The organism is Curtobacterium sp. MCBD17_034 (assembly GCF_003234515.1).
GTDB lineage: Bacteria > Actinomycetota > Actinomycetes > Actinomycetales > Microbacteriaceae > Curtobacterium.
This window is the reverse complement of sequence record NZ_QKTN01000003.1, coordinates 363,745-386,259: the sequence shown is the minus strand read 5'-3', so window position 1 is coordinate 386,259 and position 22,515 is coordinate 363,745. Positions and strand designations below refer to the sequence as shown.

Sequence of the window (22,515 nt, the reverse complement as noted above, 5' to 3'; positions counted from 1 at the left end):
GGCGGTGTGACCGGTCGGATCCCGTTCCCCTGGTCCGGGCGGCATGCGACCGCCGCCGCTGCACTACGCGTCGAAGGTGTGGAACCAGGCCGTGCCACCGGGGTGCTGCACGGTGAGCATCTCGTCGAGGTCACGGTAGGGTCCGTCCTCGTTGTGGCTCGCGGACTTGATGAGCACCGTGCCGTCGGGCTTCGGGAACACCTCGGACACGATCGTCGTGTGGTCCGGCGACCCGTTGCCGTTCCAGTCCCACATGACGATGTCACCGACCCCGACCTTCGCGCGCTCGTCCAGCGTGCGCCGCGTGAGCCCGAAGGCGGCGGCGTTCGTCTGCAACCACGGGTCGAGCGACGGGCAGTAGGTCCAGGTGGCGGAGTGCTCGGCCCCGGCGTCGTGGTTGTACCAGTCGTCGCGCTGCTGCCACCCGCGGGCGACGAGCGTCTGGCTGACGAAGTTCGCGCAGTCGCCGCCGATCGCGTTCATGTTGCCGTACTCCGCCAGGTTGTAGTTCGACCAGTGCGCCATCGCGTACTGGAGCTGACGGTCGACGGCGGTCAGCGCGGCGTACGTCAGCGTCGTCGTGGCGACGGGCGTTCCCGCGGTGGCTGCGGTGGGCGTCGGGGTCGCGGTCGCGCCGCTCGTGGCGGTGTCCCCGCTCACGCCGTCGTTGCTCGTGCTGCCGTTGCCGTCCGACGTCGTCACGTTCGCCGACGGCACCGGCTCCACCGCACGGGTGAACAGCGCCACCTCCGCGCGTCCCGGCGCGTAGGAGGCCTGGTGCGGAGCCGTGAAGGTCACCCGCTCACCCGTCGCGTGGACGTCCCGTGCCGCGAGCCCGCCGACCGTCACGCCCGCGACCCGCGCCAGCCCGGACCCCGTGACGGTCACGGTCACCCCGCCCGCCAAGGGCACCTGCGCCGGCGAGAGCGCCCGTGCGACCGGGTGCGCCGCACCCGTCGACGCGCTGCCCGTCGTGGGTCCGTGCGTCGCGGACCCCGAGGACCGATCGTCCGCCGTGCACGCCGCGAGCGCCAGGCCGACGCCGGCGACACCCGCCAGCGAGAACAGGGAACGTCGGGTGAGCGCGGCGGGAGCAGTCATCGTCCGGACAGGGTAAGCGATACGTCCGAGGATGCGCCGGTGGCCCACCGTTCCCGAGATCTGGAACCCCGAGACGACCGGCGCCGCTCAGGACCGCGGACCGGTGCCGTTCACCAGCCAGGTGACGCCGAAGCGGTCGCTCAGCATCCCGAACTCGTCGCCCCACGGGGCGGCGGTCAACGGCGCGATGATCGTCGCCCCGTCGGCCAGACCGTCCCAGTAGCCGTGGAGCTCCTGCCCGTCGTCGCCGCTCAGCGAGATGCTGATGCGGGACCCTGTCGGGGCCTCCATGCCGTTCGGCGTGTCCGAGGCCATGAGCAGGAGGCCGTGCGGGGTCACCAGGACGCTGTGCATCACCTTGTCCTGCTCGGTCGGGTCCTCACTCGCGTGCATCTCGCCGAACGTCGACAGCGTCAGGTCGCCGCCGAAGACGTCGCGGTAGAACTCCATCGCCTGGCGGGCCTCGTCACGGAAACCGATGTAGGGGTTGAGTGCGGTGGGCATCGTCGCTCCTCGCGTGCTGGCTGTGGGGCGGCGTGCGCCTCGTCGCGGTGCGCCCATGGTGCCAGAGGCCGCTGCGCACCACCACCATCGCCCGCAACGCAGAACGACCATGCCGAGACGACAGGTGCAGAACGACCACCCGCCGAGACGGCGAGAGGCCCGGATCCTGGTGGACCCGGGCCTCTCGCCGCGCGGTTCTCGGTGGAGCTAAGGGGATTCGAACCCCTGACCTTCTCATTGCGAACGAGACGCGCTACCAACTGCGCCATAGCCCCGAGTGCCCAGCAAGACTAGCACCGCAGCAGGCTCGATCCGAAATCGAGCCCGGCACGACATCGGTCCGGCTGGGCGACCGCGTTCAGACCGCGCGGCGGCGCCGGAGGACCGCGTCGAGGTCCGTGCGCTCCCACGAGTCCTCGTCGATGATCCCCATACCCGCGTACTTGCTCGGCGGTGCCGACGGTGCAGCGGGTTCCGGCCGCCGGTCGTCCGCGGTCCGGGTGGCGGTGGTCGGGCCTCCCGGCTGTGGTCCACCAGCGGCCCCGTCCGCGGCGGGAGCGCGCAGCCCCATCCGCTCGGCCAGGGTCGTCGGCGTCGCCTGGTCGTGCTCGGCGAGCGCGGCCGCAGCGGCCTCGACATCGGATCGGATCGGCGTGACCCGAGCGAGGTCGGGGTCGGTCGCGCCCGCTGCCACGGCAGCTGCCTCTGCTCGGCGTTGCGCTGCTTCCGCGTCCGCGGCCGCAGCGGCCTCGGCGACACGCTCGCGGAGGCGTGCGGCGAGCGCCGCCGACGACTCCTCGGCTGCCTGGCGGGCTTCCGCACGGGCGCGCTCCACGTCGGGTCGCGACACGTAGAGCGGCTTGGGGACCTCCACGGGCGTCCAGCTCCGGTCCTCGGCGGCCGGTGCGGTCTCCGCTGTGCCAACGGCGGTGTCGATCGGAGCGGCGTTCCGTGCCCGTGCGGACCGGGCGCGCGGTGCGGGTGCCCGGGTCGCCGCGGCGACACCGGCGGCACGGCGCATCCGGGCACGGCCGACGGCGGCGAGCTGCGCGAGGACCGCCACCGCCCCCACGACCACGAGCGCGGCGGCGAGCGCCATGAGCCACATCGCCGGTGCGGCGACGAGCGTCACCACGGTGACCACGAGCCCGACGAAGCCGATGAGCGTCGCCCCCAGTCGAGAACGACGCATGCGGCGGGCGGTGAGCGCCGGCGACGCGGCGACCCGCTCGAGCTCGGGCTCCTGCTCCGCCAGGCGTCGCGTGATCTCACGCTGGCGTGCGGCCTCGTGGGCTCGGACGATGGCGCGGCGGCGGGCTTCTTCGCTCGCGGCCACACGCTGGGCCTCTGCCAGGGATCGGGCGTTCATCTCGATGCGGACCTCGTCCGGGAGTTCGGCGGTCTGTGCGAGGATCCGGAGCGTCTGCTGCAGACGCACCGCGTTGCGCTCCGTGGCGAGGTACTGCCGACGCGCGTGCCACGAGGGCATGAGGTAGACGAGCCACAGCACCGCCGCGATGAGGAGGACGATGCCTCCGCTCCAGGACCCGATGCTCACGGGGAACACGGTATGGGCGGGCCGCGCGCCGATCGGTCATTGCGCGTCGCGTGTTGAGCGAGTCGCGCCGGATTCGGGTTGTGGAGGACGAGTTCAGCCGCGGCGCGAGGTCGCGATCGGCATCGCGGCCTCCTCACGGGCCTGGTCGGGCACGCTGCCCTGGCCTGCGGGCACGGCGCCGCGCACCCAGCGGTCGAGGACGCCCTCGCGGACCTCCTCGGCCACGAGCGCGAAGCAGAAGTGGTCGCGCCAGTCACCGTTGATGTGGATGTACCGGCGTCGCAGGCCCTCGTACCGGAACCCGAGCTTCTCGACGACCCGGAGCGAGGGCGCGTTCTCCGGACGGATGCAGATCTCCACCCGGTGGATCCCGACGGAACGGAAGCAGTGGTCGGTCGCGAGCGCGACGGCGGTCGGGGTCACGTTGTGCCCCGCGGCGCTCTCGACCACCCAGTAACCGATCGACGCACTGGCGAGCGAGCCGTAGCTGATGCCCGACACGTTGAGCTGTCCGACGAACCGGCCGTCGAGCTCCATGGCGAAGGGCAGGCCGAGCCCTGCACGCGCGTTCGCCTGCAGGGCCCGGATGCTCCCCCGGACGTCCGCCGACACGAGTCCCGACGGGTTCGTGGCCTCCCAGGTCCGCAACCAGCTCCGGTTCATCGACAGGGCCATGTCGAGGTCACGGGTGTCACGGAGGCGCAGCGGGCGGATGGTGATCCGACCGTGCGTCAGGGTGGGGATGGTCGTCATCGGGGGATCGCGTTCCTGGTTCGGGTGTCCCGGACGGGACGGCTACTCGCCCGCGTTGAACTCCTTGAGCCATTCCTTGAGCTCGGGGCCGAGGTCGTCGCGGTCGGAGGCGAGCTGGACGATCGCCTTGATGTAGTCGAGTTTGTCACCCGTGTCGTATCGGCGTCCACGGAACACGACGCCGTACACGCCACCCGTCCACTCCTCGGCGCCGGCCATCTTCATGAGCGCGTCCGTGAGCTGGATCTCGCCGCCCTTGCCCGGCTCCTGCTTCTCGAGGACGTCGAACACCTCGGGGCGGATCACGTAGCGACCGATGATCGCGAGGTTGGAGGGGGCCTCCCCCTGGGCGGGCTTCTCGACGAGACCGGTGATCTTGACGACGTCGTCCTCGTCGGTCTCCTCGACGGTCGCGATGCCGTACATGTGGGTCTGGGACGCCGGGACCTCGAGCAGGGCGACGACGGTCGCGTTCTTCTCGTCCTGCACCTCGATCATGCGCTTGAGCAGCGGATCACGAGCGTCGATGATGTCGTCGCCGAGGAGCACGGCGAACGGCTCGCGGCCGACGTGCATCTTGGCGCGGAGCACGGCGTGACCGAGGCCCAGCGGGTCGCCCTGGCGCACGTAGTGCATGTCGGCGAGGTCCGTCGACTGGTTCACCTTGGCGAGCTTGTCGTGGTCGCCCTTCTTGCGGAGGGTCTCCTCGAGCTCCGACACGTGGTCGAAGTGGTTCTCGAGCGCGTTCTTGTTGCGACCGGTGATCATGAGGACGTCATGGAGGCCCGCGTCGACGGCTTCCTCGACCACGTACTGGATCGCGGGCTTGTCGACGACCGGGAGCATCTCCTTCGGCATCGCCTTGGTCGCGGGGAGGAACCGCGTCCCCAGCCCTGCGGCCGGGATCACTGCTTTGGAAATCTGGAAACCCATGGCGACGAGCGTATCCGCTGCCCCCACGACGCGGGCGTTAACGGATGGGGGACCGTGTGGAGGACACATGGCCACGCGGGGACGAGCCGTTAAGCTCGTGGCCATGAGCGCCGAGAGCGACATCGGGAACGCCAAACGAGCCCTCCGTGCCGAGCTGCGGCAACGTCGCCGCATGCACACCGCGTCGGAGCGGAGCGCGTTCACCACGGACCTCACCGCCACGCTCCAGCGCTTCGTGGAGGAGCGGGCGATCTCCTCGCTGTCGGCCTACCTCCCGTCATCCGACGAGCCCAACGTCCGCCCGTTCCTCAACTGGGCGTTCGACGCGGGCATCCGCACGCTGTTCCCGATCGCCCGGGACGACGGCCTGCTGGACTGGGCCGTGGGTGACGGCGAGACCGAGCACCAGGGTCTGGCGGGCGTCCCCGAGGTCGTCGGCGAGGTGCTCTCGCCGATCGCGATCAACGACGTCGACGTCATCCTCGCGCCCGCGGCCGCCGTGGACCGAGCCGGCATGCGGATGGGCTGGGGGCGCGGCTACTACGACAAGACCCTCGGATCCATGGCCAAGCGTCCGCCCGTCTATGCTGTGGTGTTCGACGCGGAGTACGTGGACGAGGTCCCTCGCGAGCGCCACGACCAGCCCGTCGACGGCATCATCACCCCATCGCGCATCCTCACCTTCCGGAGCTGACGTGCCCACCTACTCCTACCGCTGCACCGAGTGCGGTACCGCCTTCGACGTCAAGCAGTCCTTCTCGGACGCGGCCCTGACCGAGTGCCCGACCTGCGGCGGCGTGCTCCGCAAGGTGTTCAGCCCCGTCGGAGTGACGTTCAACGGGTCCGGCTTCTACCGCACGGACTCCCGGTCGTCGTCCGGGGCATCGGGGACGAAGTCCGAGTCCGGTGGCGGATCGACGCCGAGCGAGTCGTCGTCGTCGAGTTCGACCTCGTCGAGTTCATCCGGTTCGTCCTCGTCGAGTTCATCCGGTTCGTCCTCCACAGGCTCGTCCTCGCCGTCGTCGTCCTCATCCGGGAGTTCCAGCGCGGCCTGAGTCGTGCTCCGTCGGTAGCGTGATCCGTGCCGGTCGACTGGACGCCCGGCCGGTCCCCGTGGCGCGGGCCGACACCTGGACACGAGGGGGTCCCGTGAAGGGCTTCAGGGAGTTCCTGCTCCGCGGCAACGTCATCGACCTCGCAGTCGCCGTCGTCATCGGCGCCGCGTTCACCGCGATCGTCAACACGATCGTCACGGCGGTGATCAACCCGGCGGTCGGGGCGCTGTTCAACGCGTCGAGCCTCGAGCACACCTGGGTCCTCACGATCCCCGGAGTCGGCGGGGCGCACGCCGAGCTCCACTTCGGTTCCGTGCTCGGCGCCGTGATCCAGTTCGTCATCGTGGCCGCGGTCGTCTACTTCGCGCTCGTGCTGCCGGTCAACCGCCTGAGGAAGCTCGCGTTCAAGCGCGTCGAGAACGACGTCGAGCAGCCGCCGGCGGACGTCCCGCCGACCGACGTCGAGGTCCTCCTCGAGATCCGCGACCTGCTCCGACAGCAGCAGGGGATCACCGGTCAGGCCGCGGGCGCGCACGTTGCCCCCACCGACGCGCCGACGGGACCGGGCATCAGCGGCACGACGAAGCTCTGAGACCCGGCCGATCGCTCGCCACCCAGGTGCCGGAGGCACCGCCGCTATCCTGAGTGGATGGGCGACCGCCGGGTTCGCCACGACGGCGAACGAGAGGCCCGACGCCATGGCGGACACCAGTGGGAGGCGAGCCCGTCCGGACTGGCAGACCTGGCCGAACCTGCTGACGCTCGTCCGGTTCGTCCTCATCCCCGTGTACGTCGGACTGGTCGTCGCGGGACACCCCGGGTGGGGTCTCGTGTCGCTGGTCGGACTCGGGGTCACCGACTGGGCGGACGGCTTCATCGCCCGCCGATTCCACCAGGAGTCCGCACTCGGCAAGGCGCTGGATCCCGTGGCGGACCGCTTGTCGATCGTCGCGATCGTGTTGTCGCTGGTCCTCGTCGGGCTCCTGCCGTGGGTCGTCGTCGCCGTGGTGGTGGTCGTGGACCTGGTGCTCGTCGCGATGTCGAGCGCGTTGTTCCGCGGGTCGCCAGACCTCGACGTGACCTGGACGGGCAAGATCCGCTCGGCGCTGCTGTTCGTCGGGCTGCCCGTGCTGCTGTTCTCGTCGACGTCGGTCGCCGAACACCTCACGTGGGTGCGCGTCGTCGCCCTCGTGTGCATCGTCCTCGGCACGGTCGGGCACGTGCTCGCCGGCGCCCAGTACGCCGCTGCCATGGTGCGGAAGCGCCGCGGCGACGCCGTCCCCGCTCGCTGAGCTCGGCACCGCGCGGACGGCAGTCTCCTCGCTGACCTCGCGCTGCCGAGGCTGCCACGCTTCCCCGATCGACGCGTCGCCCCTGGGTACGTGAGCGCACAGTTCCATCCGCCGACTTCCGCCGCCGACACGACCGTTGTCGGGCGACGCGTTGAACGTCGTCCCGGTCCGACGGGGGCCGTGCGAGGGCGGAACGGGGAGGCAGGAGGGCTCACGGGCGGCGGGAGGGCCGCCTCAGCCCCAGTGCGGCGGCCGGTCGCCCAGCAGCCGCGCGTCGTTCTCCCCCGCGCCGTGCCGCTCCGGCTCGGGCGCGGGGTTCGGGTCCGTTCCCGGCGCCGGAGCGGTCGTGACCCGGCGGCGGCGAGTCGGGCCTCCCGGCCGTCGGTCATGAGCGGCCGTGGCGCCGTCAGACGTGCGGTCCTGTGCGCCCGTCGTCCGCCCGGCGGACGGGTCGCCCGCGGGGCCAACGGCGGACGGGTCGCCCGCGGGACCAACGGCGGACGGGTCGCCCGCGGGGCCAGCTGCGACGGCCTCTGCCCCCGTGGCGGAACGGACGTCGGCGTGGGCCGCCCAGCTCCCGCGGAGCTGTTCCGTCCCTGGGGTGACCGGTCCGGCCGGTCGGGAGGCGCGCCTCCCGGTCATCGGGACCAGCCGGCGGTCGCTGGCCAGCCCGCGGTCACTGCCGGGCCGGGACCGGCGGGATCGCGATCTCCTGCGTCGCACCACGGTCGACGCCGAGCACCTGGGCGACCGTCGTGGCGACGCGGTCCGGGTCGGAGAAGAGCTGGAAGGCGTGGACGCGCACGTAGTGCCAGCCGAGCCGTCGGAGCACCTCGGGCCGGAGGCGCAGCGACTCGCGCAGGGAGCCCTTGGCGAGCGACGCGTCGGTCTCGATCGTCACGCAGACCCCGCCGTGCGCGGCGACGAGGCCGAGCTTGCCGCGGTGTCCGAGCGCCACGGGGATGCCGCGCATCTCGAGCCGGCGGGCGAGGTCGACGAGCAGCGGGTCGCTGTCGTCGGGCACGTACTCCATGCTCGTGCGGGCCCGGACCTCCGCGAGGATCTCGGCGAGCGCGACGGTGCCGTGACCCATGCGCTCGGCCTCGATGTCGGACGGCTGGAAGCACGTGACGATGATCATCGACCGGCGGGCGCGGGTCATCGCGACGGCGAGCAGGCGTTCGCCGCCGGGCTTGCCGAGCGGACCGAAGTCGCGGAGGACGCGGCCGTGGGGCGTGCGCCCGTAGCCGATCGAGAACACGACGCGGTCGCGGCTCTGGGCGACGGACTGCTCGAGCGTCACCACCATGAACGGCTCGGGGCGGTCGCCGATCACGAACTCGGTGAGGTCCTTGTGGCCCTGCACGGCGGCGAGGACGGCCTGCTCGACACGAACGGCGTGCTTGGCGGACGCCGTGATGACCATGAGCGACTCGGTCGGCCGGTTCTTGGCGTGGTCGAGGACGAGCCGCACGACACGGTCGACCTCGGCGTCGACGCTCTCGACGGCGCCGGACTCGGGGTCCGGCACGGCCTTGCCCTCGGCGACGTAGTCGATCGCGATCGAGCCGTGGCCGAGGAACGAACCCGCCCACGGCAGGGACTCGATGCGGCCCCCGTAGAAGCGCCGGTTCACGAGCTCCGCGAGGTCCTCGCCGCCGGCGCGGTACGAGCGCGTGAGCGACAGGGTCGGCAGGAGCGTCGAGAGCTTCGCCAGCGCGGAGTCGGCGTGCAGCGAGTCGAGCGTCTGCTCGTCGACGCGGAGCGCCCGGTGGTCCGGGTCGACCGCGATGCGGAACGGGGACGGCGTCTGGGTGACCGGGTCGCCGAAGACCACGGTCTGCTTGGCGCGGCGGATCGCCCCGACGGTCTCGGCGATCGTCACGGCACCGGCGTCGACGAGGATCACGGTGTCGAACGGCATCGTGTCCGCGATCTGCGGGACCTCGTACGGCGACGCGAGCCACACGGGTGCGATGGCGCGGGACAGGTGCGGTGCGGAGTCCTGCAGCAGTCGCGACGTGATCGCGGGCTGCCGGAGCTGCGCCTTGAGCTGCGCGGCCTCGTCCGGCCAGTCGACCAGGCCGACCTTCCAGTTCTCGGCGAGCTGCCACGCCAGGCCCTGGGACACCCCGGCAGCGTGGGCATCGTCGACGAGCCGGAAGTCCGCCTCGACGCGGTCGAGCATGTCGGTGTTCGCCCCGAGCAGGGCGCGGTCGCCCTCGAGCAGCATCTCGAGGCAGGACTGCCACCACGCGAGCTCGAGCTCGGCCGGCACCTGGGACTCGGGCACGTGGCGGTTCGCCAGGTCGGTGATGAGCGGTTCGAGCTGCAGGTCGCGCAGGGTCGTCATGAGCTCCGTGCGCTCCTGCAGGTTGTGCAGGACGTCGCTCTCGGCCGCGAGCTCGCCGATGTCCGCGACGAGCTGGTCGATCGGCAGGTTGGCGAGCTGCCGCTCACGGGACGTGTTGCCGAGCGGCTCGTCGAGACGCGCGAGGTCCTCGGCGACGTTCGAGTAGAGCACCTGGACGTCGGCGATGCCGGTGGGGATCTCCGGGGCGACGCCGGCCGCCACGTACCGCTGCCACAGGACCCGCTGCTGCTGGACCCGCGTCAGGGCCTCGTGCAGGTCGGACACGTGCACGCCCGGACGGACGTACTCGCGGGCGAGCTTCTTGAGGCGACGGCGGTTCGTCGCCGACATCGGGGCACCCTCACCACGCGGGGCCGTCGCCGCGACGAGCTCGGACACGGAGCGATCGAACACGACGGGCAGGAAGCGGTCGAGGGTGTCGCGGATCTCGGTGAGGAGCCGCAGGTACACGCCGAGTTCGCCGATCGTCGTGAACGGCCGCATGTGGGTCGAGCCGATGAGGTCGTTCGCGCGCTGCAGCAGCGTCGGCAGCTCGGTGGCGTGCAGGCCCTGCGCGGTCTGGTGTGCCTTGTGCGCGGCGGCGCTGGACGCGAACCGGGCGCCGTACCAGGGCGAGTCGTCCGGCCCGTACTTGAACTCGCCGAGGTTCGCGGCACTCACCATCGTCTCGGCGACGCGCGCGCGACCGTCGACCATGGCCTCCACGGACGACCGCGACAGGCGCGCGGTCGTGGCGGGCGGGACCGGGAGGAGCGACAGACGGGACAGCTCGACCAGACAGTCGAGCACGGAGACACCGAACGCCGGGTCGACGCGGCCGAGTGCGCCGCGGTAGTCGAGCAGGACCTTGCGGAGCCGGACGAGCGCGTCGTCGACCTCGCGGAGGTTCGGCTTCGTCGACTTCTCGTTGCGGCCGATCGCGCGGATGAGGTCGCGCCGGAGGGTCGCGGGGGTGACGGCGACGCCGGGCAGCTGGACCTCGACGAACCGGCTGGCGATGCCGCGCAGGGTCGCGCGTCGCGGGCTGACGACGAGCACGCGCTTGTTCGCGGCGACGAGGCCACCGAGGGCGTTCACGATGGTCTGGGTGCCACCCGTGCCGGGCAGGGTCTTGACCACGATGGAGTTGCCCGCCGTGATCTGCGCGATCACGTTCTCCTGCTCGTCGTCGGCGTCGAGCAGGAGCGTGTCGGTCTCGGGGCTGCGCTCGTCGGACGGCGTCTGCTCGACCGGCCGGTAGGACTGCTCGACCTGCCACTTGGCGCTCGGGTTGCCGGCGAGGGCGTCGAGCACCGGGTGCGAGAGGTCGCGGGTGTCCTCGACCATGCTCGACGCGACCTCGGCGAACGTCGACACGACGAGGCGCGGGTGGACGCTGAAGTGCGGCAGGTGCGCGGTGAGGCCGCGGAGGCGGTCGATGACCGGGTTCGGCGTGAACGAGCCGTCCTGCTGGGCGAGCGCGACGAAGGCCTCGGCGTCGAGCACGATCCCGAACTGGTCGCGCAGGGCGTCGGCGAGCGCGGGGTTGAGGACGGGCTGGCCGAGCAGTCGGACCTCGAAGTCACGCCCGTGGCGGCGGATGGCGAGCGGCCGGAGGAGGACCGGCCCGCGGTGGTCGACGTCGGCGTGCCGCCAGTCCACCATGCCGATGCCGAGCTCGACCGCGTCGATCCCGCGCACCGTGGCGAGCTCGGTGCCCTTCTCCTCGACGAACCCGGCGGCGATGCGGGCGGCGCGGAACGCGACCTCGTCGCGGATGAGGCTCGACAGCAGGGTCGTCTTGCCGGTGATGAACTGTGCCAGACCACCCGGGTGGGTCGTGCTGAGCTCGATGCGAGCCCGGGGGTGATCCGAGAAGTGGATGAGCGGGGACGTGCCACCGACACCGGAGAGCTGCTCGCGCCAGGCGTCCCACACGGGCTCGGCCGCGTTCCCCGCCGTGAGTCGCGGGTCCCCGAGGCTCAGCTGCTGTGGGCTCGTCACCTGCTCGGGCGCGCGCAGGTCATCGGCGCGGACGTCGTCATCCACGTCGTCCTCGCGCTCTGCAGTCCTGTCGACACGCCACACACCGATACTGTAGGCGGCCCGCCGAGCCCCGACCGTCAATGAACGCCGATTTCGACACATCCGAGCGTGATCACGCGACCCTCCACAGCAGCCCCCGCGGCCCCTGGCGCGCGGGGGTGGGTGTGGTACCAACGACGCATGGCCATCGACGACCGTCCGCGCACCTCCACCTCCGAACGCCGTGCCGTCCCGGCCGAGATCAGCCGGTCCTGGCTCCTGGTCGCCGCGACCGCCGAGCTTGGCTTCGACCGCGCCGCGCGGTCCCGGGCCGACCAGGTCGTGCTCGACATCGAGGACGCGGTCGACCCGAAGCGCAAGCCGGAGGCCCGCGCCACCGTCGCCGCGTGGCTCGCGGGCGGCGGATCGGCATGGGTGCGCATCAACGACGTCACGACGCCGTTCTGGGCGGACGACGTCGAGGCGCTCCGCGGCCTGCCCGGACTGCGGGGCGTGGTCCTCGCCAAGACGGAGGCCGCGGAACAGGTCACCGACACCTGGCACCGCCTCGGGGGCACCCACCCCGTGGTCGCGCTCGTCGAGTCGGCCCTCGGGATCGAGGAGTCCACGGCGATCGCCCGCGCGAAGGGCGCGTTCCGCCTGGCGTTCGGGAGCGGTGACTACCGCCGCGACACCGGTACCTCCGCCGACACCCTGGCCATGGCCTACCCGCGATCCCGGCTCGTGGTCGCGTCACGCGTCGGGGACCTGCCCGGCCCCATCGACGGCCCGACGGTCGGCACGAGTCACCCGATCCTCCGGGAGCAGGCGCAGGTCGCGGTGGCGCTCGGCCTCACCGGCAAGCTGTGCCTCGACACCGACCAGCTGCCCGTGATCAACGAGGTCATCTCGCCCACGCCGGCCGACGTCGCCTGGGCCCGCGACTTCCTCGACGACTTCGAGGCGCGCGACCGCGTGGTCCGGGACGGCAGCGACCTGCCCCGGCTCGGGCGCGCGCAGAAGATCGAACGCCTGGCGCAGGCCTTCGGGGTGGAACCCCGATGACCGGGGGGACGGACGGCGGCGCGCCGGACGGCAGCCGGGCCTCCCGGCCGCACATGGAGACGCAGGCCGAACGGGAGGCCCGGATCGCGTGGGAGCAGGGCGGCACCTCGCTCATCCCACCGGTCGGGCGCATCGCCGACCGGGTGGTGACGGTCCTGTTGCTGGCCGCGACCGGCGTCATGACCATCGTGACCGCCGTGATCGCGCTCGTCGCGGTCCTGGCATCGGCACCGCGATGCCACCCGGCGAGCGGGTGCTCGACCGGAGCGCTCGTCGGCGGCGGCGCGCTCGCGGCCGGCGGTGCGTTCGTCGTCGGGGTCGCGGCGCTCGTCCTGGCGGTGTGGGCCTGGATCCGTCGGCGGAGCTCGTGGTGGATCGCCGCGATCGGCTTCGTGGTGGCCGTCGGATGCGTCGTCGGCGGCGGGGTCCTGTCCGCGTCGGCACTCGGCGACCTCGGCGGCACGACCCCGGCCGGTGACTCTCCGTGGCCCGGCGGGAGCGGGACCTGACAACCCCCAGGACCGCGAGGGGCCGGATCGGTGCGACGATGAACGCGTGCCGACCGCGACCGACCTGTTGACCATCGGCGAGCTGTCGCGCCGGTCGGGGATCGCCCCGTCGGCCATCCGGTACTACGAGGAACGCGGTCTCGTGACGGCGGAACGGACGGCCGGCAACCAGCGACTGTTCCCGCGCCACACGCTCCGTCGGCTCGCGGTCCTCGCCGCCGGGCAGCGAGCCGGTCTGTCCCTCGCCGAGATCCGCGAGGCGTTCGACGCCCTGCCCGCGGACCGTGCCCCGAACCCGGCGGAGTGGACGGCGCTCTCACGACGATGGGCCGACGCGGTCGACACCCGCATCCGCGAGCTCGAGGCCCTCCGCGACGACCTCGACGGCTGCATCGGGTGCGGCTGTCTGTCGCTGACCCGCTGCGCCCTCGTCAACCCCGGGGACGGCGCCGCCCGCTCCGGCCCCGGTCCGCACCAGCTGCACGGAGTACGCACGGGGTCGCGGCTGCACGAGGCGCGCTCGGGCGGGGACACCGGCATCGTCGCCGAGACGAACGCGGCACGGTTCGAACCGACCGAGCGGCCCGCATGACCAGGAAGGACCTCGTGACCTACACGACCCCACCCACGACCATGACCCGCCCCGACCTGCAGGGCACGCACGGCATGAGCGCCTCGACGCACTGGCTGGCCACGGCCTCGGCACAGTCGGTACTCGAGCGCGGGGGCAACGCGTTCGACGCGGCCGTCGCCGGGGCGTTCGTGCTCCACGTCGTCGAGCCGCACCTCAACGGCCCGGGCGGCGACATGACCGCGGTGTTCGCCACCGCGGCGGACCCCACGCCCGTCGTGCTCATGGGGCAGGGCCCGGCTCCCGCCGGTGCGACCGTCGAGCACTACCGCGGCGAGGGTCTGGAACTCGTGCCGGGGTCGGGCGCCCTCGCGGCCGCCGTGCCCGCCGCCGTCGACGCGTGGCTGCTGCTCCTCCGGGACCACGGCACGTGGGACCTCGCCGACGTCCTGGCCTACGCCATCGGGTACGCGCGCGACGGCCACCCGGTCGCCGCTCGCGTCGCGGACACGATCGGCCGCGTCGCCGACCTGTTCACGGAGCACTGGCCGTCCTCCGCCGAGCGCTGGATGCCCGAGGGCCGGATCCCCGTCGCCGGCGAGGTCGTCCGGAACACCGCGTACGCAGACGTGCTCGCGCGGCTCGTCGCCGCCGGAGAGGGCTCGGCGGACCGGTCGGCACGGATCGACGCGGCCCGGGACGCCTGGGCGTCGGGGTTCGTCGCCGAGGCCGTCGAGCGGTTCGTCCGGACGCCGCACCGGCACTCGTCGGGCACCGACCACGCGGGCGTCATCACGGCTGCGGACATGGCCGGGTTCCGGGCCACGTACGAGCCCGCGGTGACGCTCGAGTTCCGCGGCCACACCATCGCGAAGACCGGCGCCTGGGGGCAGGGGCCCGCACTGCTGCAGACCCTCGCCATCCTCGAACCGCTCGACGACGCCCTGCTCGACCCGTCGACGTTGGAGGGCGCGCACACCATCGTCGAGGCGCAGAAGCTCGCCCTCGCCGACCGCGAGGCGTACTACGGCGACCACGACGTGCCGCTCGAGCGGCTCCTGTCCGCGGCCTACGCAGCCGAGCGACGCGCGCTCATCGGTGACCGGGCCTCCGCCGAGATCCGCCCGGGTGACGCCGGCGTGCCGGCCGGCGTCATGCCCCCGCTCCGCACCGAGTACCTGCCGCCGGCGCTCGACGAGCGCCCCGAGGGCGTCGGGGAACCCACCGTCGACTCGTTCGCCGGCGCGGAACCGCACGTCGGGCCCGACGGCCAGACGCGCGGCGACACGTGCCACATCGACGTCGTCGACCGCTGGGGCAACATCGTGTCGGCCACCCCGTCCGGCGGATGGCTCCAGTCCTCGCCGACGATCCCCGAGCTCGGCTTCTGCCTCGGCACGCGGTTGCAGATGACCTGGCTCGAGGAGGGCACCGCCTCGACGCTCCGCCCCGGGCTGCGTCCGCGCACGACGCTCACCCCGACGCTCGTGCTCCGCGACGGCGAGCCCGTCGTCGCCCTCGGCTCCCCCGGCGGTGACCAGCAGGACCAGTGGCAGCTGCTCTACCTGCTCCGGACGATCGTCGGCGGCTGGTCGCCGCAGCAGGCGATCGACGCCCCGGCGCTGCACACGACCTCGTTCCCGGGGTCGTTCTGGCCGCGCACGTGGGAGCCGGCGGGGATCGTCGTCGAGGACCGGATCGGGGACGACGTCATCGCCGGCCTGGAGGCCCGGGGGCACGTCGTCACGCGCGCCGGCGGTTGGACCCTCGGTCGCCTCTCGAGCGTCGGCCGCGACCCGCGGACCGGTGTCCTGTCGGCCGCCGCCAACCCGCGGGGCGAGCAGGCGTACGCCGCGGGGCGCTGAAGGTCTGCTCGTCGCCGGCCGCGTTCCCGCTGACCGCTGATCCCTCCACCGGGGCCGGAGAGCTGTCGACATCCACAGGGAGGCCTCGCGGGGAACCGGCTCGGTGCGTGCGGCGCATGCTGGAGCCATGAGACAACGGACCATCGGAGACACCGACGTCAGCGCCATCGGTCTGGGCGGCATGCCCATGTCCATCGAGGGGCGACCGGACGAACGCCGCGCGATCGCGACCATCCACGCCGCACTCGAGGCCGGGGTGACCCTCATCGACACGGCGGACGCGTACCACCTGGGCGGCCACGACGAGGTCGGGCACAACGAATCGCTCATCGCCAAGGCCATCGCGGAGTACGGCGGGGACACGGCGCACGTCGTCATCGCCACGAAGGGCGGACACCTGCGCCCCGGGCCGGACGAGCGGTGGACCCAGAACGGCGACCCGGCCTACCTCAAGGAGGCCGCCAAGGCATCGGCGAAGCGCCTCGGCGTCGAGGCCATCGACCTCTACCAGTTCCACCGGCCCGACCCGGCCGTGCCCTACGCCGACTCGATCGGTGCCCTGGTCGACCTGCTCGACGAGGGCGTCATCCGCATGGCGGGCATCTCGAACGCCGACGTCGACCAGATCCGACAGGCGAACGAGATCCTCGACGGGCGACTCGTGTCCGTGCAGAACCAGTACTCGCCGGCGTTCCGCACGAGCGAGGTCGAACTCGTCCTGTGCGACGAGCTCGGCATCACGTTCCTGCCGTGGGCTCCGCTCGGCGGCATCACGTCGGCGGGTGACCTCGGGGCCATCCACGAGGCCTTCTCGATCGTCGCGCGCGAGCACGAGGTCTCCCCGCAGGTGATCGCACTGGCGTGGGAGCTGCAGAAGAGCGACGTCGTCATCCCGATCCCGGGTGCGTCACGACCGCAGTCGATCCTCGATTCCGTGCGGGCGGCCGACGTCAAGCTGCGGCCCGAGCAGATCGAGCGCCTCGACGCCGCGCAGGCACCCGCGGCGTGATCGTGCTCCGCGGTCGGCACGCGGGAACCCGGCGGACGACATGAGCGCCTTCCTGCGTGACCGGCCGCAGGAGTGGACGTGGGCGCGACGGAACGGGCTGCTGCTCGTCAACCTGATCGCGTTCCTCGTCTTCTTCGCGGGAATGGTGTTCAGCGGCTGGCACGTCGCGAACGCCGACGCACTCGAGCACGGCCAGGCGGCGGAGTCCCTCGGCGCGTTCCTGCGGAGCGGGGACTTCGTCGAGGCGACGTTCGAGAACTGGGAGAGCGAGTTCCTCCAGATGGGGTCGTACGTCGTGCTGACGTCGTTCCTGTTCCAGTGGGGGTCGAGCGAGTCGAAGCCCCTGGACGAAGCGGCCGAGCAGGACGAGGACCCGCGGGAGCACCGGGACGACGCTCGTGTCCCCTGGCCGGTCCGGCGCGGGGGCCTGGCACTCGTGTTGTACGAGAACTCGCTGCTCATCCTCTTCGCGCTGTTGTTCGTCGGCAGCGTCGTGGGGCACGTCCTCGGCGGTGCTGCGGCCTACAACGAGGACCAACGCGAGCACGGCGGTGCCGTCGTCTCCGGGTGGGGCTACCTCGCCACGAGCCAGTTCTGGTTCGAGTCGATGCAGAACTGGCAATCGGAGTTCATGGTGATCTCGGTCATGATCGTGGCCACCGTGTGGCTCCGGCAGCGCGGCTCGACCCAGTCGAAACGGGTGGCCGCGCCCCGGGACGACACCGGCACGGAGGGCTGAGGAGCCCGGCGTAGCGTCGACCGCATGCACGCCATCACGTTCGACGCTCCGGGCGACGAGGCCGTCCTCGTCTGGTCCGACGTCCCCGACGCCGTCGCCGGTCCGGGTGAGGTCCTGATCGCCGTCGCCGCCGCCGGCATCAACAACGCGGATCTGCTCCAGCGGCGGGGACACTACCCGGTGCCGCAGGGTGCCTCGCCGATCCTTGGGCTCGAGTGCTCCGGCACGATCGCCGCGGTCGGCGAGGGCGTCAGCGACTGGCACGTGGGCGACCGGGTCTGCGCGCTGCTGAGCGGTGGTGGGTACGCCGAGCTCGTGGCCGTCCCCGCCGCGCAAGTGCTCCCGGTCCCCGACGACCTCGACCTCGTCGGGGCCGCGGGTCTGCCCGAAGCCGCGTGCACGGTGTACTCGAACGTCGGGATGATCGCGGGCCTGCGCCCGGGGCAGTCGCTCCTCGTGCACGGCGGCGGCAGCGGCATGGGGTCACACGCCATCCAGTGGGCGCACGCCCTCGGCGCCCGGGTGTTCGCGACCGCGGGCAGCACGCCGAAGCTCGAGGCAGCCCGGCGGTTCGGTGCCGACGTCGTCATCAACCACCGCGACGAGGACTTCGTCACCGTCGTGCGGGAGCAGACCGACGGCGCCGGGGTCGACGTCGTGCTCGACATCGTGGGGCCGACCTACCTGCAGCGGAACCTCGAAGCGCTCGCGGTGAACGGCCATCTCGTCGTCATCGGCAGCACGGGCTCGGCCCCGGACGCCCCGCTCGACCTCGGGCTCCTCATGCGGAAGCGCGCCAGTGTCACCGCCACGACGCTCCGTGCTCGTCCGGCCGAGGAGAAGGCCGAGATCGTCGCCTCGGTCCGTCGCGAGGTCTGGCCGTTCGTCGAGCGTGCTCGGGTCGCGCCCGTCGTCGACACCGTGCTGCCGATGGCGCAGGCCGCCGACGCGCACCGCCTGGTCGCGGAGGGCGCCACGATCGGCAAGGTCCTCCTGACCCCCTGACCCCTCCGGCCGCCCCCGCCATCCGGTGAGATCGCAGTCGTTGCCGCTCTGAGTCTGGTCAGAACGGCAACGACTGCGATCTCGCGGAGGAGAAAGGCCGGGCCGGGCCGGCCGGGCCGGGCCGGCTCAGTCCGTCTGGCTGCGCGCGGCGTCCACGATGGCGGCGCACTTGTCACCGAAGCTCGCCTGCATGAGCGCCGCGGCGTCGTCGTCCGTGTCGTACAGGCCGGGCATCTCGATCCCGAGCAGGACGCTGAACAGCATGCCGCTGCCGAGGAACTCGTGCACGCGCTCGGGCGTGAACCCCGCGTCGTGCACGAGGAACCGGTAGATCTCGAGGAACCCGGCTCGTGCCGCGGCGCCGATCGCGGGATCGGCTCCCGACACGAACGCCTGGAGCAGCAGCGTGTGGAACCCGCGCGTGGCAGCGAGATCGAGGTACGCGTTGCCCACCGCCCGTGCCGTGCCCTGCTCGTCCTCGCCGCGGGCGACCGCGCCGTCGAGGGCGGTCCGGAACGCCGCCATGAGGGTGTCGAGCGTGTCGGCGAGGACCTCGAGGAACAGCTTCTCCTTCGTACCGAACATCCGCACGACGTAGGGCTGGCTGATGCCCGCGGCGCTGGCGATCTGGTCGGTCGTCGTGCCGTGGTACCCGCGTCGCCCGAACACGGTGCGCGCGATGTCGAGGATGAGGACGCGACGCTCCGCCGCGGCCATCCGGGTCGCGGGGGATGCGGCGGATCCAGCGGACGCAGCAGCGGTCGGGGACGATGCGGGACTCACGCTTGACATGGTATCAACCGATTACTACGGTTTGTGATCATCCGATTACAACTGGTGTCGGGCCTCCCGGCCGGCACCCGATCCGCGGAGGCAACGATGACCGCTTCAGCTCCACCCACCCGTCGCATCCCGGTCTGGCTGGCGATCCTCGCCGCCTCGCTCCCGATGTTCATGGCCACGCTCGACAACCTCGTGGTGACGAGCGCGCTTCCCGTCATCCACGAGGACCTCGGCGCCTCGGTCGAGGACCTGCAGTGGATCACGAACGCCTACACCCTGGCGTTCGCCGCCCTCATGCTGCTCGCCGTCGGCATCGGGGACCGCTTCGGGCGTCGACACGTGTTCGTGGTCGGCATCGCGATCTTCACGGTCGCCTCCGCGCTGTGCGCCGTGAGCGGGGACGCCATTTCGCTCATCGCCGCCCGAGCGCTCGAGGGTGCCGGTGCTGCGGCGATCATGCCGCTCTCGCTCACCCTGCTCGTCGGCAGTGTGCCCGACCGCGCACGCTCCCTCGCGATCGGCGTGTGGGGCGGCGTGTCCGGCCTGGGCGTCGCGCTCGGCCCGCTCATCGGCGGCGCCGTCGTCGAGGGCTGGAACTGGCAGGCGATCTTCTGGCTCAACGTGCCGGTCGGCGTCATCGCCGTCCCGCTCGCGCTCGCCGCGCTCCCGAACGCACTCGGCGCGAGACTCCGCGCCGACGTCATCGGTGTGCTCCTCGCCGGGCTCGGCGTGCTCGGCATCGTGTTCGGGGTCGTCCGTGGCAACGACGCAGGCTGGGGCAGTGGGCAGGTCGTCGGCGCCCTGGTCGCCGGCGCCGCGCTCCTCGCCGCCTTCATCGTCCGGGAGGCCCGCACGAGCGCACCGCTCCTCCCCTTGCGACTGTTCCGGGACCGGGGGTTCACGCTCGCGAACGCCGTCGCGACCGCGTTCAGCTTCGGCACGTTCGGCGCGGTGTTCATCCTCATCCAGTTCCTGCAGATCGTGCAGGGGAACACCCCGCTGCAGGCCGGCGTCGCCACGATGCCCTGGACCCTCGCGCCGATGGTCATCGCACCGCTCACGGGGTTCATCGCCCCGCGCGTCGGGACCCGTGCGCTCATCGTCGGCGGGCTCGTGCTCCTGTCGGCGGGCCTGTTCGAGATCGCACTGACGATGTCGGCGGACGTCGGGTACGGCGTGCTGTTGCCGGGCTTCCTGCTGGCGGGCGTCGGCATGGGCCTGGTGTTCGCGCCGCTGTCCACCGCGGTCCTGGCGAGCATGCCCCCGGAGGACCACGCCAAGGCGTCCGGCACGAACTCGACGCTCCGCGAGATCGGGATCGCGCTCGGGATCGCCGTGCTCACCGCGGTGTTCACGGGCGCGGGCGGCCAGCTCACTCCGACGGGGTACGTGTCGGCCGCCCAGCCCGCCGTGGTCGTGGGCGCCGGCGTGGTGCTCCTGGCGGCGGTGCTGGCACTCTTCCTGCCGAGCGGGGTGCTCCGACGCGCGGCGCCCACACCCGGGGCGGAGTCGGCGGTCCCGACGCAGGCGGTCCTCCCGGACGCGGCCCCGGCCCCGGCCCCGGCCGCCTGACCGCCGCCCCCCCACTTCGGCGAGATCGCATTCGTTGCCGTTTCGAACCCTTGCAGAACGGCAACGACTGCGATCTCGCGGAGGGGTGTGTGAGGGGATCCGGCGGCTCGCGCACCGGGTCAGCGCTGCACGCGCGCCAGGAACGCCCGGAGCGCGGGGTGCTGCGGATCCCCGAGCACGGCGTCGGGCGACCCCTGCTCGGCGACGGCCCCCTCGTGCAGGAACACCACGCGGTCGGCGACCCGGCGGGCGAACGACATCTCGTGCGTCGTCATGAGGATCGTCGCGCCGCCCTGCTTCAGGTCGCGCACGAGGTCGAGCACCTCGCCGACGAGCTGCGGGTCGAGGGCGCTCGTGACCTCGTCGAGCAGGAGCAGCTCGGGGTCGGTGGCGATCGCGCGCACGATGGCGACGCGCTGCTGCTGTCCGCCCGAGAGCCGGTCCGGGTACGCCCCCGCGAACGCCCCGAGGCCGATGCGGTCGAGCAGCCGGCGCGCGGTCGTCTCGGCCTCGGCGCGCGGGATCCGGTGGACACGGCGGGCCGCGATCGTGACGTTGTCGAGCACGGTCATGTGCGGGAACAGGTTGAACTGCTGGAACACGACACCGATGCGTCCGCGGGTGGCGTCGACGTCGACACGGGGATCGGAGATGTCCTGCCCCTGCAGCAGGATCTGGCCGTCGTCGATCGGCTCGAGCAGGTTCACCGTCCGCAGCAGGGTCGACTTACCGGATCCCGAGGCGCCGATGACCACGACGACGTCGTGCCGGTCGACGGCCAGGTCGATGCCGCGCAGGACCGCCGTGTCCCCGAAGGTCTTGCGGAGACCGCGGAGCTCGAGGACCGGCGCGTCGGTGGCGGACGGGTGCCGAGCCTCCCGACCGGCCGGCGAACCGGACCGACCGGGCCGGGAGGAGCGGCTGGTGTCCGGCGCGCTCGTCGCGTCCGCGGTCACACCGCACCACCGCTCTGCTCCCGCCGCTGCTGGCGCAGCGCGAGCGCGTCGGTGAGCCGGATCAGCGGCAGACTGATGAGCACGAACAGGAGCCCCGCGACGAAGTACGGCGTGAAGTCGTACGACTCGGCCTGCGCGATGTTCGCGGCCCGCACGGCGTCCACCGCGCCGAGGATCGACACGAGCCCGACGTCCTTCTGCATCGACACGAAGTCGTTCATGAGTGCCGGCGTGACCTTCCGCAACCCCTGCGGCAGGACGACGAGCCGGAGCGTCTGCGCATGCGAGAGGCCGAGCGACCGCGCGGCCAGGCGCTGGGACGGGTGCACGGCCTCCATGCCGGCGCGGAGCACCTCGGCGACGTACGACGAGTAGGTCAGGATGATCGCGATGGTGCCCCAGACCTCGGCGGGGAACCGCGGGAAGACACCGAGCCCCGGCACGCCGTAGCCGACCAGGTACAGCACGATGATGAGCGGCAGGCCCCGGAAGAGGTCCGTGTACCCGGTGGCGAGCAGCCGGAGCGGGAAGGCCACGGGGCTCCGGAGCCCTCGGACGACGGCCAGGAGTGTCGCGAACACGGCGACGCCGATCGACGCGAAGAACAGGATCCGGACGTTGAGCCACAGCCCGAGCAGGATGTCGGGGAAGGCCGAGACCGCCGTCTCCGGGTCGAAGAACGACTGCTGCACGGCCGCCCATCCGGGGGTGTTGACGACGCCGACCCAGACGAGCGCGACCACCACGAGCGACGAGACGATGCTCACCGCCACCGAGCGGCGGCCCCGCTGGCGCCGGTACAGCCGCCGCTCGACCTCGATCTCGCTCGGCGCCGCGACGACGGTGGTCGGGGTGGTGGTCACGGAC

At 72.3% G+C, this 22,515-nt stretch carries 21 protein-coding genes, 1 tRNA gene and 1 pseudogene; 12 read left to right on the top strand and 11 right to left on the bottom strand.

The features are described from left to right. Positions 1-63: 63 nt before the first annotated feature. The 6 genes from DEI92_RS08595 to galU all read right to left on the bottom strand — a co-directional run bounded on the left by DEI92_RS08595 (position 64) and on the right by galU (position 4,849). Positions 64-1,101 carry an amidase domain-containing protein gene (locus DEI92_RS08595; RefSeq protein ID WP_111013157.1) on the bottom strand — a complete coding sequence of 346 codons (1,038 nt, stop codon included), beginning with the start codon at positions 1,099-1,101 and terminating at the stop codon, positions 64-66. Positions 1,102-1,188: 87 nt separating this feature from the next. Then, on the bottom strand, positions 1,189-1,605 hold the full coding sequence (locus DEI92_RS08590) for a VOC family protein (protein ID WP_111013156.1): 417 nt from the start codon (positions 1,603-1,605) through the stop codon (positions 1,189-1,191). Between the two features lie 202 nt (positions 1,606-1,807). Beyond that, positions 1,808-1,880, bottom strand: a tRNA-Ala gene (locus tag DEI92_RS08585). 83 nt (positions 1,881-1,963) lie between these two features. Continuing rightward, complete coding sequence (locus tag DEI92_RS08580) at positions 1,964-3,163, bottom strand: DUF3040 domain-containing protein (protein WP_146249134.1); 1,200 nt, start codon at positions 3,161-3,163, stop codon at positions 1,964-1,966. A 93-nt stretch (positions 3,164-3,256) separates the two neighbouring features. After that, entirely contained in the window at positions 3,257-3,916 is a 660-nt protein-coding gene (locus DEI92_RS08575; RefSeq protein ID WP_111010436.1) for a GNAT family N-acetyltransferase, read from the bottom strand. Between the two features lie 42 nt (positions 3,917-3,958). Then, positions 3,959-4,849 carry a UTP--glucose-1-phosphate uridylyltransferase GalU gene (gene galU, locus DEI92_RS08570; protein ID WP_111010437.1) on the bottom strand — a complete coding sequence of 297 codons (891 nt, stop codon included), beginning with the start codon at positions 4,847-4,849 and terminating at the stop codon, positions 3,959-3,961. A 103-nt stretch (positions 4,850-4,952) separates the two neighbouring features. On the opposite strand from galU, the gene DEI92_RS08565 reads away from it, so the two are divergent. Both DEI92_RS08565 and DEI92_RS16965 read left to right on the top strand, forming a co-directional pair. After that, a complete protein-coding gene (locus tag DEI92_RS08565) occupies positions 4,953-5,543 on the top strand; it encodes a 5-formyltetrahydrofolate cyclo-ligase (protein WP_111010538.1) in 591 nt (196 codons plus the stop codon). After that, positions 5,434-5,685: pseudogene (locus tag DEI92_RS16965) on the top strand (FmdB family zinc ribbon protein); the annotation flags it as partial. The gene DEI92_RS08565 and the pseudogene DEI92_RS16965, both read left to right, overlap by 110 nt. Positions 5,686-5,699: 14 nt before the next feature. Here the strand turns inward: DEI92_RS16965 and DEI92_RS16960 are convergent. Then, on the bottom strand, positions 5,700-5,852 hold the full coding sequence (locus DEI92_RS16960; RefSeq protein ID WP_309146647.1) for a hypothetical protein: 153 nt from the start codon (positions 5,850-5,852) through the stop codon (positions 5,700-5,702). Between the two features lie 146 nt (positions 5,853-5,998). On the opposite strand from DEI92_RS16960, the gene mscL reads away from it, so the two are divergent. After that, positions 5,999-6,496 (top strand): large conductance mechanosensitive channel protein MscL, encoded by a 498-nt coding sequence (gene mscL / locus DEI92_RS08555; RefSeq protein ID WP_111010439.1) that lies wholly within the window; start codon positions 5,999-6,001, stop codon positions 6,494-6,496. A 106-nt stretch (positions 6,497-6,602) separates the two neighbouring features. Then, positions 6,603-7,196, top strand: a complete 594-nt coding sequence (locus DEI92_RS08550) for a CDP-alcohol phosphatidyltransferase family protein (protein WP_111013153.1) — start codon at positions 6,603-6,605, stop codon at positions 7,194-7,196. A 676-nt stretch (positions 7,197-7,872) separates the two neighbouring features. Here DEI92_RS08550 and DEI92_RS08545 read toward each other — a convergent pair. Continuing rightward, on the bottom strand, positions 7,873-11,637 hold the full coding sequence (locus tag DEI92_RS08545) for an AAA family ATPase (RefSeq protein ID WP_375334622.1): 3,765 nt from the start codon (positions 11,635-11,637) through the stop codon (positions 7,873-7,875). A 138-nt stretch (positions 11,638-11,775) separates the two neighbouring features. On the opposite strand from DEI92_RS08545, the gene DEI92_RS08540 reads away from it, so the two are divergent. The 7 genes from DEI92_RS08540 (at position 11,776) to DEI92_RS08510 (ending at position 18,337) form a co-directional block, all read left to right on the top strand. Continuing rightward, positions 11,776-12,639, top strand: coding sequence for a CoA ester lyase (locus DEI92_RS08540; RefSeq protein ID WP_111013151.1), 864 nt, complete (start codon positions 11,776-11,778; stop codon positions 12,637-12,639). Beyond that, a complete protein-coding gene (locus DEI92_RS08535) occupies positions 12,636-13,148 on the top strand; it encodes a DUF6264 family protein (protein ID WP_111010443.1) in 513 nt (170 codons plus the stop codon). The genes DEI92_RS08540 and DEI92_RS08535 overlap by 4 nt, the downstream gene beginning before the upstream one ends. Positions 13,149-13,194: 46 nt before the next feature. Further along, the gene (gene soxR, locus DEI92_RS08530; RefSeq protein WP_111013150.1) at positions 13,195-13,740 is read left to right on the top strand and encodes a redox-sensitive transcriptional activator SoxR; all 546 of its coding nucleotides are present in this window, start codon (positions 13,195-13,197) and stop codon (positions 13,738-13,740) included. Beyond that, complete coding sequence (locus DEI92_RS08525) at positions 13,737-15,584, top strand: gamma-glutamyltransferase family protein (protein ID WP_258370135.1); 1,848 nt, start codon at positions 13,737-13,739, stop codon at positions 15,582-15,584. The genes soxR and DEI92_RS08525 overlap by 4 nt, the downstream gene beginning before the upstream one ends. Before the next feature lie 127 nt (positions 15,585-15,711). Beyond that, positions 15,712-16,593, top strand: coding sequence for an aldo/keto reductase (locus DEI92_RS08520; RefSeq protein WP_111013149.1), 882 nt, complete (start codon positions 15,712-15,714; stop codon positions 16,591-16,593). Between the two features lie 40 nt (positions 16,594-16,633). Further along, positions 16,634-17,332: a DUF6766 family protein gene (locus tag DEI92_RS08515; protein WP_111013148.1), complete on the top strand. Its 699-nt coding sequence runs from the start codon at positions 16,634-16,636 to the stop codon at positions 17,330-17,332. A gap of 24 nt (positions 17,333-17,356) precedes the next feature. Continuing rightward, positions 17,357-18,337, top strand: a complete 981-nt coding sequence (locus DEI92_RS08510) for an NAD(P)H-quinone oxidoreductase (protein WP_111013147.1) — start codon at positions 17,357-17,359, stop codon at positions 18,335-18,337. A 126-nt stretch (positions 18,338-18,463) separates the two neighbouring features. Here the strand turns inward: DEI92_RS08510 and DEI92_RS08505 are convergent, their stop codons facing one another. After that, positions 18,464-19,120: a TetR/AcrR family transcriptional regulator gene (locus DEI92_RS08505; RefSeq protein WP_181434768.1), complete on the bottom strand. Its 657-nt coding sequence runs from the start codon at positions 19,118-19,120 to the stop codon at positions 18,464-18,466. A 96-nt stretch (positions 19,121-19,216) separates the two neighbouring features. Here DEI92_RS08505 and DEI92_RS08500 point away from each other — a divergent pair, with 96 nt between their 5' ends. Then, on the top strand, positions 19,217-20,692 hold the full coding sequence (locus DEI92_RS08500; protein WP_111013210.1) for a DHA2 family efflux MFS transporter permease subunit: 1,476 nt from the start codon (positions 19,217-19,219) through the stop codon (positions 20,690-20,692). A 119-nt stretch (positions 20,693-20,811) separates the two neighbouring features. Here the strand turns inward: DEI92_RS08500 and DEI92_RS08495 are convergent, their stop codons facing one another. Both DEI92_RS08495 and DEI92_RS08490 read right to left on the bottom strand, forming a co-directional pair. Further along, positions 20,812-21,489, bottom strand: a complete 678-nt coding sequence (locus tag DEI92_RS08495) for an amino acid ABC transporter ATP-binding protein (RefSeq protein WP_258370143.1) — start codon at positions 21,487-21,489, stop codon at positions 20,812-20,814. Positions 21,490-21,644: 155 nt separating this feature from the next. Then, positions 21,645-22,511 carry an amino acid ABC transporter permease gene (locus DEI92_RS08490; protein WP_111013209.1) on the bottom strand — a complete coding sequence of 289 codons (867 nt, stop codon included), beginning with the start codon at positions 22,509-22,511 and terminating at the stop codon, positions 21,645-21,647. Between the last annotated feature and the right edge of the window lie 4 nt (positions 22,512-22,515).